The 16772-nt window shown below is 64.7% G+C and carries 17 protein-coding genes; 10 read left to right on the forward strand and 7 right to left on the reverse strand.

From position 1 onward, the window contains the following. The first annotated feature begins 56 nt into the window (after positions 1–56). From NKJ18_RS04375 to NKJ18_RS04395, 5 genes are read left to right on the forward strand one after another with little or no spacing between them, the layout of a single operon-like run. On the forward strand, positions 57–1043 hold the full coding sequence (locus NKJ18_RS04375) for an ABC transporter permease (RefSeq protein WP_352757852.1): 987 nt from the start codon (positions 57–59) through the stop codon (positions 1041–1043). After that, positions 1040–1870 carry an ABC transporter permease gene (locus NKJ18_RS04380; protein WP_352757853.1) on the forward strand — a complete coding sequence of 277 codons (831 nt, stop codon included), beginning with the start codon at positions 1040–1042 and terminating at the stop codon, positions 1868–1870. Before NKJ18_RS04375 ends, NKJ18_RS04380 begins: the two co-directional genes overlap by 4 nt. Continuing rightward, entirely contained in the window at positions 1867–2868 is a 1002-nt protein-coding gene (locus tag NKJ18_RS04385) for an ABC transporter ATP-binding protein (protein WP_352757854.1), read from the forward strand. The genes NKJ18_RS04380 and NKJ18_RS04385 overlap by 4 nt, the downstream gene beginning before the upstream one ends. Beyond that, on the forward strand, positions 2865–3650 hold the full coding sequence (locus tag NKJ18_RS04390; RefSeq protein ID WP_023832985.1) for an ATP-binding cassette domain-containing protein: 786 nt from the start codon (positions 2865–2867) through the stop codon (positions 3648–3650). Before NKJ18_RS04385 ends, NKJ18_RS04390 begins: the two co-directional genes overlap by 4 nt. Then, positions 3647–4156 (forward strand): L-2-amino-thiazoline-4-carboxylic acid hydrolase, encoded by a 510-nt coding sequence (locus NKJ18_RS04395; protein ID WP_023704257.1) that lies wholly within the window; start codon positions 3647–3649, stop codon positions 4154–4156. Before NKJ18_RS04390 ends, NKJ18_RS04395 begins: the two co-directional genes overlap by 4 nt. Positions 4157–4166: 10 nt before the next feature. Here NKJ18_RS04395 and NKJ18_RS04400 read toward each other — a convergent pair whose 3' ends face one another. The 5 genes from NKJ18_RS04400 to NKJ18_RS04420 are packed head-to-tail and all read right to left on the reverse strand — an operon-like array spanning position 4167 to position 9204. Continuing rightward, positions 4167–4949: a DeoR/GlpR family DNA-binding transcription regulator gene (locus NKJ18_RS04400; RefSeq protein ID WP_023824655.1), complete on the reverse strand. Its 783-nt coding sequence runs from the start codon at positions 4947–4949 to the stop codon at positions 4167–4169. A 2-nt stretch (positions 4950–4951) separates the two neighbouring features. Then, positions 4952–5755, reverse strand: coding sequence for an HAD-IIB family hydrolase (locus tag NKJ18_RS04405; protein ID WP_352757884.1), 804 nt, complete (start codon positions 5753–5755; stop codon positions 4952–4954). Between the two features lie 7 nt (positions 5756–5762). Next, on the reverse strand, positions 5763–7055 hold the full coding sequence (locus NKJ18_RS04410) for an iron-containing alcohol dehydrogenase (RefSeq protein WP_352757855.1): 1293 nt from the start codon (positions 7053–7055) through the stop codon (positions 5763–5765). 14 nt (positions 7056–7069) lie between these two features. Beyond that, on the reverse strand, positions 7070–8527 hold the full coding sequence (locus tag NKJ18_RS04415) for a xylulokinase (protein WP_023835049.1): 1458 nt from the start codon (positions 8525–8527) through the stop codon (positions 7070–7072). Further along, the gene (locus NKJ18_RS04420) at positions 8527–9204 is read right to left on the reverse strand and encodes a beta/alpha barrel domain-containing protein (RefSeq protein ID WP_352757856.1); all 678 of its coding nucleotides are present in this window, start codon (positions 9202–9204) and stop codon (positions 8527–8529) included. Before NKJ18_RS04420 ends, NKJ18_RS04415 begins: the two co-directional genes overlap by 1 nt. A gap of 162 nt (positions 9205–9366) precedes the next feature. On the opposite strand from NKJ18_RS04420, the gene NKJ18_RS04425 reads away from it, so the two are divergent. From NKJ18_RS04425 to NKJ18_RS04445, 5 genes are all read left to right on the forward strand, one after another. Beyond that, positions 9367–10755 carry an ABC transporter substrate-binding protein gene (locus NKJ18_RS04425; protein WP_352757857.1) on the forward strand — a complete coding sequence of 463 codons (1389 nt, stop codon included), beginning with the start codon at positions 9367–9369 and terminating at the stop codon, positions 10753–10755. A gap of 67 nt (positions 10756–10822) precedes the next feature. Beyond that, complete coding sequence (locus NKJ18_RS04430) at positions 10823–11752, forward strand: carbohydrate ABC transporter permease (RefSeq protein ID WP_352757858.1); 930 nt, start codon at positions 10823–10825, stop codon at positions 11750–11752. A gap of 10 nt (positions 11753–11762) precedes the next feature. Then, positions 11763–12596 (forward strand): carbohydrate ABC transporter permease, encoded by an 834-nt coding sequence (locus NKJ18_RS04435; RefSeq protein WP_352757859.1) that lies wholly within the window; start codon positions 11763–11765, stop codon positions 12594–12596. 12 nt (positions 12597–12608) lie between these two features. After that, the gene (locus tag NKJ18_RS04440; protein WP_023712274.1) at positions 12609–13664 is read left to right on the forward strand and encodes an ABC transporter ATP-binding protein; all 1056 of its coding nucleotides are present in this window, start codon (positions 12609–12611) and stop codon (positions 13662–13664) included. Then, on the forward strand, positions 13661–13825 hold the full coding sequence (locus NKJ18_RS04445) for a hypothetical protein (RefSeq protein WP_023672938.1): 165 nt from the start codon (positions 13661–13663) through the stop codon (positions 13823–13825). Before NKJ18_RS04440 ends, NKJ18_RS04445 begins: the two co-directional genes overlap by 4 nt. 22 nt (positions 13826–13847) lie before the next feature. On the opposite strand, the gene ggt is transcribed toward NKJ18_RS04445, so the two are convergent. Together ggt and NKJ18_RS04455 are read right to left on the reverse strand one after the other, a co-directional pair. After that, entirely contained in the window at positions 13848–15434 is a 1587-nt protein-coding gene (ggt, locus tag NKJ18_RS04450; protein WP_352757860.1) for a gamma-glutamyltransferase, read from the reverse strand. A gap of 35 nt (positions 15435–15469) precedes the next feature. Then, a complete protein-coding gene (locus NKJ18_RS04455; protein WP_352757861.1) occupies positions 15470–16771 on the reverse strand; it encodes an NAD(P)/FAD-dependent oxidoreductase in 1302 nt (433 codons plus the stop codon). Between the last annotated feature and the right edge of the window lies 1 nt (position 16772).

Below are 16772 nucleotides of genomic sequence, written 5' to 3' on the forward strand. Positions count from 1 at the left end.
GGGCCGCGTTTCGTCACACCCCCCTCTCCCGACTGGCGCAGCGCTATGCCTTTCCCATGATCCGCGCCCTCACCCTCATCCGCCGTCGTCTCGTCGGCAGCATCTTCGTGCTGCTGATCGTCATCATCGGCACATTCCTCCTCCTGGAAGCCGCCCCCGGTGACGCGGTCGACGCCTACATCGTCTCGACCGGCGGCGACGCCGGCATGATCGAATTGCTGCGTCATCGCTGGGGCCTCGACCAGTCCGAGCTGACACGGCTCGCGAACTATCTCTGGGCGCTGCTGCATTTCGACCTCGGCCAGTCCGTTACCTTCTCGCGGCCAACTCGCGATGTCATCCTGGAACGCCTGCCGACGACACTGCTCCTGATGGTGACCGCCACCGCGCTCTCCTTCGGTTTGGGCTCGGCGCTCGGCATCTACGCCGGCGCCAGACCCGGCAGCTTTCGCGACCGCTTCCTGTCGATCGGCTCGCTGGCGCTTTATGCCGTGCCGGGTTTCTGGCTTGGCCTGGTGCTGATCGTCGTCTTTGCCGTTGACCTGCGCTGGCTGCCGATCGGCGGCATCGAGAGCCTGGCCTCGGACAAGACCGGTTTTGACCGCGCCACCGACATCGCCGTCCACCTCGTCCTGCCGGTTTCCGCGCTCGGCTTCATCTATCTCGCGCTCTATCTGCGCATGATGCGCGCCGGCATGGCCGAGGCGTGGCGGCAGGATTTTGTACTCGCCGCCCGCGCCAGGGGGCTGTCACGCCGCCGCATCGTGCTCGCCCATGTCGCCCGCAACGCGCTCTTGCCGCTGGTCACCATGCTCGGCCTGCAATCGGCGCAGATGCTGGGCGGCAGCGTCGTCATCGAAAGCGTCTTTGCCGTGCCCGGCCTCGGCCGGCTGGCGCAGGAAGCGGTCGCTTCGCGCGACACGCCGCTGCTGCTCGGCATCATCCTCACCAGCGCCGTCCTCGTCATTGCCATCAACCTTGCAGTCGACATCGCCTACGCCTTCCTCGACCCGCGCGTCGGCGCCGGCGAGGCCAGCGCGTGAGCGCGCTGCCGCGGTTCCTGCGCCGGCCGGAAGCGGTCGCCGGCGCGATCATCCTGGCGCTTCTGTTCGCCATGGCGCTGTTTGCGTCGCTGCTCTTCCCCGGCGACCCGCAGGCCATTGCCGGACCAGCACTGCTGCCGCCGTTCCAGGACTGGTCGCTGCCGCTCGGCACCGACCGGCTCGGCCGTGACGTGCTGGCCGAGCTGTTCCACGGCGCCCGCACCTCGCTGGCGGTCGGCCTGGCGGCGGCGGCGGCGGCACTCTTCGTCGGCGCGATCGTCGGCACGCTGGCCGGCTTTGCCGGCGGCCTTGTCGACGAGGTGCTGATGCGAACCACCGATGCCTTCCAGACCGTGCCGAGTTTTCTCCTGGCGCTGGCCTTCGTCAGCGTCGTCGGGCCGTCGCTCGGCGTCGTCGTCACGGCAATAGCGCTTGGCGCCTGGACCGGACCGGCGCGTGTAGCGCGCGCCGAAGTGCTGTCGATCCGCGAGCGCGATTACGTCGCCGGCGCTCGCGTCATCGGCATGCATCCGCTTGAGATCGCTTTTCGCGAGGTGTTGCCCAACGCGTTGCCGCCGGTGCTGGCCTTGTCCTCGGTGATCGTGGCGGCGGCGATCCTCACCGAGGCGGCGCTGTCCTTCCTCGGTCTCGGCGACCCCAATCGCGTCACTTGGGGCGGCATGATCGCCGAGGGCCGCACTGTGCTGCGCACCGCGCCCTTTCTGTCGATCGTTCCGGGCATCGCCTTGGTGCTGACCGTGCTTGGCGTCTATCTCACCGGCGAAGGCGTGGTGGAGACGACGGCGGTGCGGAGGAGCCTGTCGTGACCGCACTGGCTGAGATACGCGATCTGTCTGTGCGCTATTTCAGCGATGGCAGCGAGGTAACGGCGCTGAAGGGGGTCAGCCTGGATGTTATTGCCGGCGAGCGGCTGGCGATCATTGGCGAAAGCGGTTCGGGCAAGAGCACGCTGGCGCTGGCGGTGGCTAGACTGCTGCCGGGGTCAGCCAAGATTGAAGGGCATGTCAAGTGGCAATTTCAGGCGCCGCGATCCTTCCCACCCCCCTCTGTCCTGCCGGACATCTCCCCCGCAAGGGGGGAGATCAGCAGCTTTGCCGACGGCTTCCCTTCTGCAACGTTCGTGGTTGGCGAAGGCGGAGATGAGAGAGCAATCTCCCCCCTTGCGGGGGAGATGTCCGGCAGGACAGAGGGGGGTGTGACGGAACGCCGACCTCTCAAATTAACCGAGCCCAGCACGCTCCCCCTTCCCGGCCGCGACATTGGTTTCGTCTTCCAGGACCCCTCCGCCAGCCTCGACCCCGTCATGACCGTCGGCAAACAGATCGCCGAAGTCGCCTGCACCCACCTCGGCCTCGACTGGCCGCAAGCCTACGCCAAGGCAAAGACCCTGCTCGAACGCGTCCACCTGCCCGACCCACAAACCGCCATGCGTGCTTTCCCGCACCAGCTCTCCGGCGGCCAGAAGCAGCGCGCTGCAATTGCCGCGGCCATTGCAGCCGGTCCGAAACTGCTGATCGCCGACGAGGCGACCAGCGCGCTGGACACCATTGTGCAAGCCGAAATCGTCAGCCTCATTCGGCAACTGGTGGCGGAGGACGGCATGACGCTGCTGTTCATCAGCCACGACATCGCGCTGGCCGCCGAACTCGCAGAGCGTATCGCTGTATTCCGGAACGCCGAACTGATCGAACTCGGCCCGACGGAGCAAATCATAAACGCCCCGCGCCATGCCTATACGCGAACGCTGCTCGACGCCCATCTCGGCCTCGACGCCGATCCGCTGCTACGACGGGCGCCGGCATGAGCGTGCTCGCTGTCTCCGGCCTCACCAGGCATTACCACCGCGGCGGCAAGGCCATCGCGGCCGTCGACGGTGTCTCCTTCGCCATCGAACCCGGCGAGACGCTGGCGCTGGCCGGGCCCTCCGGCAGCGGCAAGTCGACGATCGCGCGGCTGGTGCTTAGGTTGATCGAGCCCGACGCCGGCACCGTCCAGTTCGAAGGCGATGACTTTCTGCTCTTGAAGGGTGCGGCCCTGCGCACCAAGCGCGCGCGCCTGCAAATGGTGTTCCAGGATCCGCTCGCCGCGTTCAACCCGCGCGCCACGGTGGCTCGCGTGCTTGACGATCCCTTGCGCATCCATGCCATCGCTTCCCGCGCCGAGAGGCCGGCCCGCATTGCTGCCTTGCTGGATCGCGTCGGGCTGGCAGCCGATCTCGCCCCGCGCGCCATTCACGAAATCTCCGGCGGCCAGCGCCAGCGCGTCGCCATCGCCCGAGCCATCGCGACCAAACCGTCGCTGATCGTGCTCGACGAAGCGGTGTCCGCGCTCGACGTTTCGGTGCGCGGACAAATCCTTGAGCTGCTGCTCGACCTGCAAGCCAGGGAACGGATCGCCTATCTCTTCATTTCGCATGATCTCGGCGTCGTACGGGCCATGGCCCACCGCGTCGTTCTTCTCGACGCCGGGCGGATCGCCGAGAGCGGCGACGCCCGCAACGTAGTCGACGCGCCGCAATCGGCAATCGGCAAGGCGCTGGTTGCGGCGGCGCCAAGATTGGACAGAAGCAGCAGGCAAGTACCATGACCGAACCAGAAGCCAGAGCCGAAAAACTCTCGCGCGAACTCGATTCCGCCTTCCGTAACCGCGCCGATCTCTACCGTCTGTTTCTCGACGAGCTGACCGGCGAACTCGGCGCGGAAAAGGCCGAGGCGATCATGATCCGCACCATCGAGCAGCGCGGCAAGGAGGTGGCGGCGGCCGCCTTCGCCCGTTTCGGACCTAACGACGCGCCGGCCATCGGCGAGGCATTTTTGGCCGTCAGCCCGGATGGCGGCCTGATGTATCCGACCGATGTCGAGCGCGGGCCGGACCACATCGCCTTCAAGGTGAAGCGTTGTCCGCTGAAGGACGCCTGGGTCGAGGCCGGTGTCGGTGATGAAAAACTCGCCACGCTCTGCCGCATCGCCGGCGCTTTCGACCGTGGTCTGTTCGAGGCAACGGGCGTGCGCTTCGACAATGTCACCTGGACGCCGGGCCACGGCCCCGGCTGCTGCCACATCGCACTGACCAACCGGGATGCCGCCGGATAGCCAATGCTGATCAGTCGGCGGCAAACACATGCAGCTCCGTGCCCGCCTGTTCGGCAGCAGTGCGCAGGTCGGCCTTCGGTTCGCTGTCGGTGACGATATCGGCAATGTCATCGAGCCCGCAGATGCGTTCCAGACTGCTGCGGCCAAACTTGTCGTGGGTCACCACCAGCACCGTCGACAGTGAACGCGATATCATTGCGCGTTTAACGGCCGCGGCGCCCGAGATCATGTCGCTCGGACCATCGGCGCTTATCCCCGATGCCCCGATAATGGCGACGTCGGCATTGTAGCGGCGCAGGAACTCGACGGTGTCTTCGCCCAACACGCTGCCTTCCCGGCTATCATAGGTCCCGGGGCAGAGCAGCACCCGAAAGGTCGGATTGGCGCCCGCCACCGAGGCCACGCCGGTGGAATTGGTGATGATGGTCAGGTCGCGCTTCAGCTGCGAAAGGTTGCGCGCCACCTCATAGGTGGTCGAACCGCCATCGATCATCACGATCTGGCCCTTCTCGACAAGGCTTGCCGCGCCGCGGCCGATGCGGGCGCGCTCCTCGATCAGGGTCAGGCCACGCTCCGAAATCACCGGTTCTGATGTCACCAGCGAGATCGTCGCACCGCCATAGGTGCGGTTGATCAGCCCGGCATCGCCGAGTTCGATGAGATCGCGGCGGATGGTCTCGCCGGCGACGCCGATGCGCCGTGCGAGCTTGGAGATGCGTATCGACGCCGACCGGCGCACTTCCGAAAGGATAAGCGCGTGCCGCTCCTTCTTCGTCAGTCGGCCTTGGTCCATGACTATTCCATTCCCTTTGCAGCAATCAGCGCGTCGCCAAACTCGGCAAATCCCTTCGCGCCGCGCCCGCTTGTGACGAAGGCGGGAGACGCCGGAAGCTCGCCGGCGAAGTCCAGCACATTAGCGACGCCGACGCTGTTGGGGAAGAAGCCGAACATTGGTGCATCGTTTGGACTATCGCCGACGAAGACAATGCTGTCCTTGTCGTGGTCTATGTCTATACCAAAACAGTCGCGCAAGAATAGCCGGCTTGTTGACAGTTTGTCGTATTTGCCGAACCAGCCATTGACATGGATGGACGAGATTTTCGCCGTCGCGCCGTAGCGCTGGAAGATGCCGATGATCTTCAGAACCTCGGTTTTGGGCAGCGGCGCCACGTCCTCGCAAAAATCGATCGCCAGATCGGCCTCGCGATAGGCCTGGTCGGCCGCGACCGCCGCACCCGGAACTTCGCGCAGAACGGTTTGCTCGATCTCCTTGAGGCGCGCGGCATCGGCCTGCCGTTCGGCAGCGCTCTTGGCGTAGTGGCGAACAATCCGCTTTTTGGCGTCGTCGTAGCGGAAATAGAAGGCGCCGTTCTCGCCGATCACGCCGTCCACCGGCCATTGCCGGGCGATCAGGTCGCACCAGCCGGCAGGGCGGCCGGTAACCGGCGCGACAATGAATCCGGCCTGCTTCAGCCGCTCGAGCGCCGCATAGGCTTTTGCCGGCAACCGCCCGTTGTCGGTCAAGGTGTCGTCTATGTCGGTCAGCACGACAGCGATGTTGCGCCGGTCCGGCGGGGTGAAGTCGGTGAGCGGACGCAGCACCCGCTCAGGCTCCCGCCGCAACCGTTTCGAGCGAGGCAGCAGCGACGTCGAGCATGGTGAACCTGTCGCGGATCAGCCGCGCATTGGCGACCGCCTCGTCGTAGAAGCCAGCCGGTATGGCGACCTCTTGCGGCGTGGTTGGGGCGCCGGCGGCACGCAGTGCTGCCGCGATCTCGCGCGCCGGGCGTGCCACCCGCAGCAGCCTTTCGCGATGCGAGCGCCACTGCCTGGCCAGCATGGTGTTGACAGCGTCCGCCCGTTCGCGGTCCAGCAGCTTGGGCTTGAATGCCGCCCAGCAGGAACGTCCGAGCGTTTCGCCGAAGATTTCGATGAAGCGGTCTGGCGTATCGGCGGACGGCGCGAGCTGCAGCTCCCGCAGCGCCAGCACGCGTTCCTGCAGCCGCGCCATCGTCAATGTCGTCACCGCTATGTGCTCGCCGTGATGCGCCTCGGGCAATCCCTGGCCCCGCATGTCGATATAGTGGGCGATGAGATGTTCGCCCTGACTGGCCGGATAGGAGCCGCCGCACAAAGTCATGCCAAGGCCCGACATGACCAGCGTGCGCACCAGCACTTCCATCGCCTCAAGGTCGCCGGTCCCGAGTTCGCCGGCTTTGGCGATAAGCGCCTCCTCGTCCTCGGCCAGAAGCATGAACGGCGCCTCCCGGTAGGGCGTGCCGAGCAACAGATGCGCCATCAGCCAATCGGTCTGCGCGGTCGGCCGCGCCATCGAATCGCCGAAGCCGGCAGCGATCAGCCGGTGCGGCGCTCGCGCCATGACATCGAGATCGAGGAAGACGCCGACCGGCAGGCTGGCCGTCAGCGATTTCTTCAGGCCGTCCTCGGTGATTGCCGCAGACACCGAGGTGTAGCCGTTCATCGACGGCGCGGTGCCGAACACCGCATAGGGCTTTTGGGTCAGATGGGCGGCATATTTGGTGATGTCGTTGATCGAGCCGGATCCGACCGCGACCAGGCCGCTGGCGTCTTTCGTGCGTGCGATCACCGATCGCACCGCGTCCATGTCCGGATGCGGATGGCGCGGCAGGATGATCTTGTCGACATCGCTGCTGCCACGCAGTCCGATCGACACCCTCTCACCCAGCGCCAGCCTTGTGTCGGGATCCATGACCACGGCGAGCTTGCGGCCGAGCGGCAGCGGCTTGACCAGCGCACCGGCCTCGTCGCCGAGACCGCGCCCTATGACGATGGTCTTCAGCGGCACCGACAGCATTCCCTGGCTATCCGGGTCAGGCAGCGTGCCGGCAATAAGGCGATCGAGCATTTGTCTGGACATAGGATGCAGTCCGGTCAGTCAGCATGAAGCGGGGTCAGGGCATCGAATAAGGTGCGATACCGGCGGTAACTTCTGTCGTAGGCGGCCTTGGCGGAAGGATCAGGGTCGATCGTCTCGATGTGGCCGGCCAGCCTTTCAGCCGCCTGCTGCACTGAGGAGGTAAGGCCGATGGCCGCGGCGGCAAGGATTGCCGCACCGATCGGCGAGGCATCGGCCGCACCTGCGATCTCGACCGGCCTGCCGCTGACATCGGCACGGATTTGCGCCCATACCCGGCTGCGCGCGCCACCGCCTGAGAGCCGGATGCGATCCGTCGCGATATCGAGATCGTCCAGCCGGTCGACCACGTCGCGCATGGCGAAGGCGCAGCCTTCCAGCACTGCGCGAGCGCAGGCCGCTTTGCCGTGGAAGGATGTCAGGCCGTAGAAAGCGGCACGCGCTTCGGCGATCCAGCGCGGCGCCATGGCACCGGACAACGCGGGCAAGAACAGCAAATCGTCGCTGCCGGCAACCACCGTCGCCGCCAGTTCCGACATCGCCGCCGGCGAATCGACGCCGAAGGTTGTTAGAAACCACGTCACCGCGCCGCCCGAGAGCCATCCGGGATTGGAGATGAAATAGCCGTCGCCGAGAAAGCCATGGGTCTCGACCAGGCCGCTGGGGTCGAGGCGAAGCGTGCCGGAAACCGCGCCGACCACTTCGGCCGTGCCGAGATTGCAGGCGACGACACCGGGCACGACAACCCCGGCGCCTATGGCGGCCGAAAAATCATCGCCGGTGCCAACCGCCAGCGGCGTGCGCACAGGCAGGCCGGTGAGCTCGGCGCCGGCGTGCGTCAAGGCGCCGGCGATCTCAGATGCATCGTCGATGCCGGGCAATTTATCTGCATCGATGTCGAAGGCCGCCAGCAGATCGCCGGCATAGTTGTGCTCCTTCAGTCCATAGAGCATGGTTGTCGAGGCCAGCGCGTGATCGATGACGGCACGACCGCACAGCGCCGCGACCACGAACGATACCGGTTGATGCCAGAGCGCCACCCGGCGCGCTTCGGGCAGGTTGCGCGCGGCCCAGCGGATTTTCGCCGCCATATGGGTGGCGTCCAGAACGAGACCGGTGCGCTCACGGATGAAGTCCGGATCGATGCCGGCGATCTCTCCTGCCGCCCGCCGGTCCATCCAGATGATGCACGGAGCCAGCGCCTCACCATTGCCATCGACCGCGACGCAGCCGTCGAGCTGGCCGGCAATGGCAATACCCTTGATGTCGGACGGCGCAAGCCCAGCCTTGTCGAGCGCGCCGGCAATGGCCGGCTTGAGCGCCGCCAGCCACAGCGCCGGGTTCTGTTCGGCCCAGCCGGGCGCCGGGAAGGCCGGCTGGTACAGCGCAGCGGCCTCGCCACGCAGCCGCAATTCGTCATCGACAACGATCGCCTTTAGGCTTTGTGTGCCGAGATCGATGCCGATGACTGGCATTAGACGCGCTCGCAATCCGCGAGGACATCCCGCAATTGCGAGAGGATAGAACCTTTCGTCGGCGAATAGGAGCCATCGAAAATCGCTGTGCCAATGGTAAAAGCGTTGGCGCCGGCCAGCTTGATCGCCTTGAGCCGATCGGCTGATGCGACGGCGCCGGCGACGATCAGATGCCGCGACGGACCAAGCCCGCGCCGGGCTGCGCGCACCAGTTCGGCCGGGTCGGCCTCGGTGGCGCGATAGGCGAGGATGTCGCATCCCGCACAACCCTTCTCGGCGAAGGCGCGGCAGTCGGCCTCGACATCCTCGGCCGAACCGCCGAGCTTGGTCGGATGGCCGACCGGCCGCCCGGGAAAAGGGTAGTATTCGGTGCCGCTCCCCTCCAGCAACGCCATGATCTCGTCGACCTGGGTTCCACCGAGCAGGCGCCGGACGCCGAGATCCCTGGCGATGCGCGCGGAATTAAGGCAGGCCTCAGCCGTCGTCGAGACGACTTCCATGTAAGTGGTGGCGCCTGTCCGGCCAATGGCGACAGCGAGCTTGCGCAGCACATCCGGCGCGACGCCAATATCCTTGAAGCCGACATGCTTCAGGCCGACCGGCTCGATCAAATCGACCAGGTCGAGACAGTCCTCGACCGTGCGATCGTGGCGCGTCAGCATGAAGATGAAGTCCATCCGAAAGGTCCCTCGCCTGGTCGGGAAAGCCGGTTTGCTGCCGGTCTGTTAACACCTCCCAACCATTTGTTGCAAGGTGCCACATTTTGATTTGCAGTACCACACATTTTATGACAGAACGGGCGCCGGCCCGCCAGGCACGACTTCTAGGGAGAGGGAAGAATGCTCAAGCCGCTGAGACGTACCGCGTCCAGACTGCTCGTCGCAGCCGTATTCATGTGGCCCCTGACGTGGCAAGTGACACAAGCGGCCGCGTGGGATCTGAAAGAGGCGTCGAAACCCTATAGCGGCCAGACCATCCGCATGGTCGGCGAGGCGCTGCCGCCGCTCGAAGCGCTGAAGAAGATGGCGCCGGAGTTTGAAAAACAGACCGGCATCCATGTCGAAGTCGAGATGTACGAGCACTCGGAAGCCGTCAACAAGGTGCAGCTCGATCTCAACTCGCACCGCGGCCGCTACGACGTCATCATCCAGCCGCATCGCGAACTCGGCAAGTTCGCCACCAACAACCATCTGGTCGAAATCGCCAAGATGATGGCCGACCCGGCTTTGCGCGATCCGAGCTTCGAGCCGGAGAAGCAGCTCTACCAGACTGCCTGGCACGAAATCTCCTGGTATGACGGCAAGGAGTACGGTTTCCCCTTCACCGTGCTCAACATGTTCATGTGGTATCGGTCGGACCTGCTCGCCGATCCCAAGGAGCAGGCAGGCTTCAAGGCCAAGTATGGCAACGACCTCGCTCCCGCCAAGGACTGGAAGCAATACCGCGATATCGCCGAATGGTTCTATCGCCCCGACCAGGGTTTTTACGGCACCGCCCTGCAGGGCAAGCGCCACGAGGCGCTGTGGTATGAGTGGCTCAACTTCCTTTATTCGTTCGGCGGCGACGTGCTCGACGTGAAGAGCGGCTCGGCCTGCGGCCCGGTCATCGTCAACAGCCCCAAGGCCGTCGCCTCGCTCGAATATTACAAGAGCCTGCTGCAATTCTCGCCGCCGGACAGCCTCAACTATTTCTGGGATGATGTCATGGCGCTGATGCAGCAAGCCAAGGTCGCCGAGCTGATCATGTGGAACGACGCAACCTATGCCGTATCGGTCGACACCACGGCCTCCACCGTGGTCGGCAAGGTTGGCTTCGATCTCGTGCCGCAAGGCGACGGTGGCAAGATCGGCCAGGTCGAGGGCTGGACCTATCTCATCCCGGTCTATTCGAAGAACCAGCAGGCTGCCTTCCTCTTCGTCCAGTGGATGATGGGCTATGACCGCCAGCTCGAGCAGCATCTCAATGGCGGCGCCTCGGGCCGGCCCGATGTCTATGCCTCGGCGGAGGTGCAGAAGCTGCCCTATGCCAAGGCTTCGATGGAGGCCAACGAGCATGCGGTGCCGAAGGCGACGCTGCCGCAATCGGCCGAGATGACCGACATACTGGTGCGCGAACTGTCGTCCTACCTCGCCGGCGAGAAGGAGGCTCAGGCCGCCCTCGACACCGCCGCCACCGACATCTCGACATTGCTCGGTTCTTGCGCACCCATGACCTATCCGGCACGATAGGCCTTGAGATGTCGCGCAGAGGCTACCCGCACAAGCGGGTAGCCGTTCTTGTCCGCAGGAAACGCCCGTGACGAACCGCACTCCATCGCCGCGCGGAATGCCGCTTCTCGACCGTGGGGTGGGACCGCTCTTGATGCTGCCGGCGACGCTGCTCGTCGTCGTCTTCCTGGTCGGCCCGTTCTACTACATGGTCTACACCGCGCTGACCGACCTCAGCTTCGCCGACGCCAGCCATGCCGGCGCCTTCGTCGGTTTCGACAATTTCCGCAAGCTGATGCGCAACGATCCATTCTTCTGGGCATCGTTCCTGCTGACGCTGAAATTCGTCGTCATCGCCGTCGGCCTCGAATTCCTGCTCGGCTTTGCGCTGGCCTTCCTGATCTTCCGCTTCGTCGCCAGCCAGCGGCTTCTCACCACACTGCTGCTCATCCCGATGATGATTGCGCCGGTCGCCGTCGGGCTGATCTGGCGGCTGCTGTTGCAGGGCGATTTCGGCATGCTCACCTTCTACATGCGCAAGGTTGGCCTGCTGGCGCAGAATTCGGCGGTGCTTTCGGCACCCGACCTGGTGTTTCCGACCATCGTCGCCATCGATGTCTGGCAGTGGACCCCTTTCGTCACTCTTATCATGCTCGCCGGGATGATGAGCCTGCCGCGCGCGCCGTTCGAGGCGGCGATGATGGATGGCGCAAAACCGTTTCAGATCTTTTGCGATGTCATGCTGCCGCTGCTGCGGCCCGTCATCGCGCTGGTGCTATTGCTGCGCGGCATCGACGCGTTCAAGGAGTTCGACAAGGTTTTCCTGATGACCGGCGGCGGTCCGGGAACGCTGACCGAACTGGTGTCGATCTACGCCTACCGCATCAACTTCCGCAACTGGGACCTCGGCTACGGCGCCGCGGTCGCCTTCATGATCTATCTCGTCGTGCTGATCCTGTGCTCGGTCTTCTACAAGGCCGTTTACTGGTCGAGCCGCAAGCAGGCGGCGTCGTTTTGAGGGCGCTGCGATGATCGATCAATCCACCAACCGCGCCTGGAGCAGTTTTGCCTGGGCCGTGCTGCTGGTCGCTGTCGTGGTGGCCTTGACGCCCTACGTCTGGATGGTGCTGGCCTCGTTCAAGAACCGCGTCGACCTGTTGTCCTCGGTGCCGAAATGGGCTTTTACGCCGACGCTTGCCAACTATCCCGCCGTCTTCATCGACAAGGGATACTGGCCGCTGGCGATCAATTCGGTGCTGATCTCGGTGTCGTCGACCATACTCTGCATCGTCATCGGCGCGCCAGCGGCCTATGGCTTTGCCCGCTCGGATTTTCCCGGCAAGGAAGACCTGTTCTTCTTCTTCCTGACCACGCGCATGGCACCGCCGATCTCGATCGCCGTGCCGCTGTTCCTGTTCTTCACCTCGCTTGGCCTGATCGACACCATCTACGCCGTGGTGATCGCCCACACCTCCTTCAACCTGTCGCTCGTCGTCTGGATGATGCGCGGCTTCTTCGCCGAAATCCCCAGGGAGATCGACGAAGCCGCGATGATGGACGGCCGCTCGCGGCTCGGCGCATTCTTTTTCGTCGTCGCGCCGCTGGCCGCGCCCGGCATCGGCGCGACGGCCGTGCTCTGCTTCATCCTGTCGTGGAACGAGTTCCTCTATGCCTTCATCCTCGTCGCTTTCGACGGGCGGCCGCTGACCGTCGGCATACCCGGACTGGTGACGCCGCATGGCACGCTATGGGGCCAAGTCGCGGCGGTCGCCATCGTGGCGACGCTGCCGATCGTGCTTTTCACTTTCCTTGTCCAGAAACAGCTCGTGCGCGGCCTCACCTTCGGCGCGGTCAAGGGTTGAAGGGATCCTTGCATGGCAATTGTTTTCGACGGCGTCACCAAGGCCTTCCCGGACGGGACGGTGGCGCTGCAGGCGCTCGACCTTGCTTTCGAGCCCGGCGAATTCCTGGTTCTGCTCGGGCCCTCTGGTTCCGGCAAGACGACAGCCTGCCGGCTGCTTGCCGGCCTTGAACGTCCCACGGCCGGGCGCATCATGGTCGAGGGCCTCGATGTCACCGACCTGCCGCCGCGCCTGCGCGGCATGGGCATGGTGTTCCAGAACTATGCGCTCTACAGCCATAAGAGCGTCTACGAGAACATCGCCTATCCCTTGCGCATCCGAAAGATGCCGGCTGCCGAGCTCGACCGCTGCGTCCGCGCCATGGCCGAGCTGCTCGAAATCACCCGTTACCTCGACCGCCGCCCTTCGCAATTGTCGGGCGGCCAGGCGCAGCGCGTCGCTGTGGCCCGCGCCCTGGTCTGGCAACCTAGCCTCTGTCTGATGGATGAGCCGCTGTCCAATCTCGACGCCTTGTTGCGGCTCCACATGCGCACCGAGCTGAAGCGTCTGCATCGCGAGCTGAAAAAGACCTTCGTCTTCGTCACACACGACCAGGAAGAGGCGATGACGCTGGCGACCAGGGTCGCGGTGTTGCGCGAAGGCGCACTGATCCAGTACGACGACCCGCGCGAGATTTATCGGCGGCCTGCCAATCGCTTCATCGCTGAATTCATCGGCCGTCCAGCGATGAACACGTTCGATGGCGATGTCCGCGCCGGCGTCTTCCACGCCAGCGGTTTCACTTGCCCGCTTCCGGGAAAGCCTGATGGTCCCATCGTGCTCGGCATTCGCCCCGAGCAGATCCAGCTTGTCGACGCGACTGCCGGCGATGCCATCCTGTTTGCCGTCGACGTCGTCGAACCGGTCGAGCCGGACGTGCTGATCTTCGCCACGAGCGAGGCCAACGCGCTGATCGTCAGGACCGTGAATGTCGATCGCGCTTTCGATCCCGGCCAGCCGCTTTATCTACACTTTCCGCCGGCGGCGCTGCACACCTTCGATGCGGTGTCGGGAGCGCGACTGCCGTGAGCACGCTGCTCGCTTTGGTGCCGCTCGCCGCCGCGGCACTTGTCTGGCGGCTGTTCTACAGCTTCAACCGGTCGCGGCGCTGGTTCTCGATGGGGGAACTCATCTTCTGGGACGCCATTGCACTGGTAATCCTGCAGCTTGTCTGGCTGATCTGGTTCTGAATGCGCATTCCAGTAACGCAGATCAGTAGCCCAGCGCACAACCGTCCTTGCGCGGATCGGAGGCACCGGTGAGCGTGCCCTTTTCCCAATCGATCAGCACCAGCTGGCCGCCGCCATGCGGCTCCTCGGCGATCGAAACCTGATGGCCGCGCTGACGCAGGCCGGCGATCGCCTCAGCCGGAATCCCGCGCTCGGCCAGCACGGCATTGTCCTTGTAGAACACCCGTGGCGCATCCAGTGCCTGCTGCGGGTCCATCCCGAAATCGATCATGTTGGTCAACAGATGGACATGGCCGAACGGCTGGTAGCCGCCGCCCATCACCCCGAACGGCATCACCACCTTACCCCCTCGCGTCGCCATGCCAGGCATGATGGTGTGCATCGGTCGCTTTCGCGGCGCGATACGATTTGGATGGCCTTCCGTGAGGCGAAAACTGCTGCCGCGATTCTGCAGCACGACGCCTGTCTTGGGACCGACGACGCCGCTGCCGAAGGAACCGAAGGTCGAGTTGATGAAGCTGACTGCATTGCGGTCGCGGTCGACCACGGAGATATAGACGGTGTCGCTGCGCGGCAGCTCAAGCCGCGGCAGATGCGTCATGGCGAGGGCCGGATCGATGGCGGCGCGCAGCCGCTCCGCATAAGCTGCCGACAGCAGTTGTTCGACGGGGACCTGGACGAAATCCTGGTCGCCGATGAAAGTATCGCGGTCCTGGTAGGCAAGCCGGCCGGCTTCGATCTCGAGATGCAGCCGCTGGGCACTGTTCGGCTCCAACGAACCAAGGCTGAAGCCCGAAAGCACATTCAGCATGATCAGCGCCGTCATGCCCTGATTGTTCGGTGGCATCTGATGGATATCGTAGCCGCGATAGGACGTATTCACCGACGTGACGTAGTCGCCTTGGGTCTCGGCGAAATCCTCCAATGCATGCAGCCCGCCCAGCGCGCGAAGACGTTCCACCAGATCGTCCGCGACTTCACCTTCATAAAACCCTGCACGGCCTCGGTTGGCGATGATGCGCAAGGTGTCCGCCAAGTGCGGCTGCCGATGCACATCGCCGGCTTGCGGCGCCCTTCCCTCGGGCAGGAATATGCGCGCGGCATGTTCATCGGCTGAGAGCAGGGCGACCTCGTCGGCCCAGTCGAAGGCGACGCGATCATGAACGACATAGCCTTGTTCGGCATAGCGAATGGCTGGCGCCAGCGCGGCGTCGATGCCCTTTTTTCCGTGGTCCTCGAGTAGCCGGCACCATGCATCGATGGCGCCTGGTATGGTGACGGCATGCGGTCCGGTTCCAGGCAGTTCGCCATGGCCCCGCTCCAGAAACCAATCGGCATTTGCAGCAGCAGGCGATCGCCCCGAGCCGTTGAAGGCCAGCATCTCGCCCTCGCCTTTGGGGCTGTAGAGCACAAAACAGTCGCCGCCGATGCCGGTCGATTGCGGCTCGACGACGCCTTGCACCGCCGCCGCGCAGACGGCGGCGTCCATCGCATTTCCGCCTGAGCGCAGCATGTCGATGGCGGCCAGCGTCGCCAGCGGATGCGATGTCGCCGCCATAACTTCCGTTGCGCGAACCGGCGAGCGGCCGGGGAACTGAAAATCACGCATGCAATCCTCCGATGATCCACCCGCCGGTACTAACCTCAATGCTTGATACGGTCGCGCATGGCGTACCACAACATCCCCAGCACATAGAGCGGGCCCCGCAGCGCCGTACCGCCCGGGAACGGCATCGGCGTCAGCGTCGAGAACAGGTCCAGCCGCGAGGCGTCGCCCGTAATCGCTTCGGCGAGCAGTTTGCCCGACAGCGTCGACAGGATGACGCCCTTGCCGGAATAGCCATGCGCGAAATAGACCTCGCCATAGTGCCCGACATGCGGCAGCCGCGATGTCGTCACCGACACCAGCCCGCCCCAGGCATGGTCGATACGGCAGCCCTTCAATTGCGGGAAAGTGGCTTCCATATGCGGCCGCACGAAGCCGGCGATGTCGGCCGGCGGCGACGGCGTGTAACGCTCGCCGCCACCGAACAGCAGGCGTCCGTCCGCCGACATGCGGTAGTAGTTGACGACGAAGCGTGAGTCGGACACCGCCACATTGGCCGGGATGACATTGCGCTTGCCCTCCAACGGCTCGGTGGCGACGATGTAGTTGCCGACCGGCATGATACGGCTGTTGACGCGTGGCTCCAGCCCATTGAGCAGCGCATCGCCCGCCAATACGACATGCTTGGCCCGTACCGAACCCTTCGATGTCGAGACCCGGATCGATGGTTCCAGCTCCAGCTTCACCGCCACCGAATTCTCATGAATGGTGACGCCGGCGGCCACGGCTGCTCGGGCAAGCCCGAGCGTGTAGTTCAGCGGATGCATGTGGCCGCCGAGCGGCTCATACATCGCGCCATGATAGGGCGTGTCCACCTTGCCGCGTGCCTGCGCCGCCGACAGGATCTCGACGTCGCGGAACTTCATCACGCTCTCGAGGCATTTGGCCTCGTCTTCGAGATCCCTGAGGTCGGAGCCATTAACGGCACCGACGAGATGGCCGGTCAGCCGCAGATCGCAATCGATGGCGTGGCGCTCGATGATGTCGAGCACCAGGCCGCGCGCTTCGAAGGCAAGGTCGAACAGCACCTTCGCCCGCTCGGGACCATAGAGCTTGACCAGCCCCTTGGCGCCCTTGCGCAAGCCGGGGATCATCTGGCCGCCATTGCGGCCCGATGCCCCCCAGCCGATCTTGCCGCCTTCGAGCAGCACCACCTTCAGGCCGCGCACGGCGGCGTGTAGGGCGGCCGACAGGCCGGTGCAGCCGCCGCCCACCACCACCAAATCGGCGTCGACATCTCCCGCCAGCGCCGGATGGTCCGGCGCCGGATTGGCGGTGGCGACATAATAGGATTTGCCGATATCGAGGCCCGAATTGAAACCCGTCGAGCTGGAGGCCATG

Origin of the sequence: Mesorhizobium sp. M0217 (genome assembly GCF_040321955.1) — a bacterium.
Classification (GTDB): Bacteria; Pseudomonadota; Alphaproteobacteria; order Rhizobiales; family Rhizobiaceae; genus Mesorhizobium.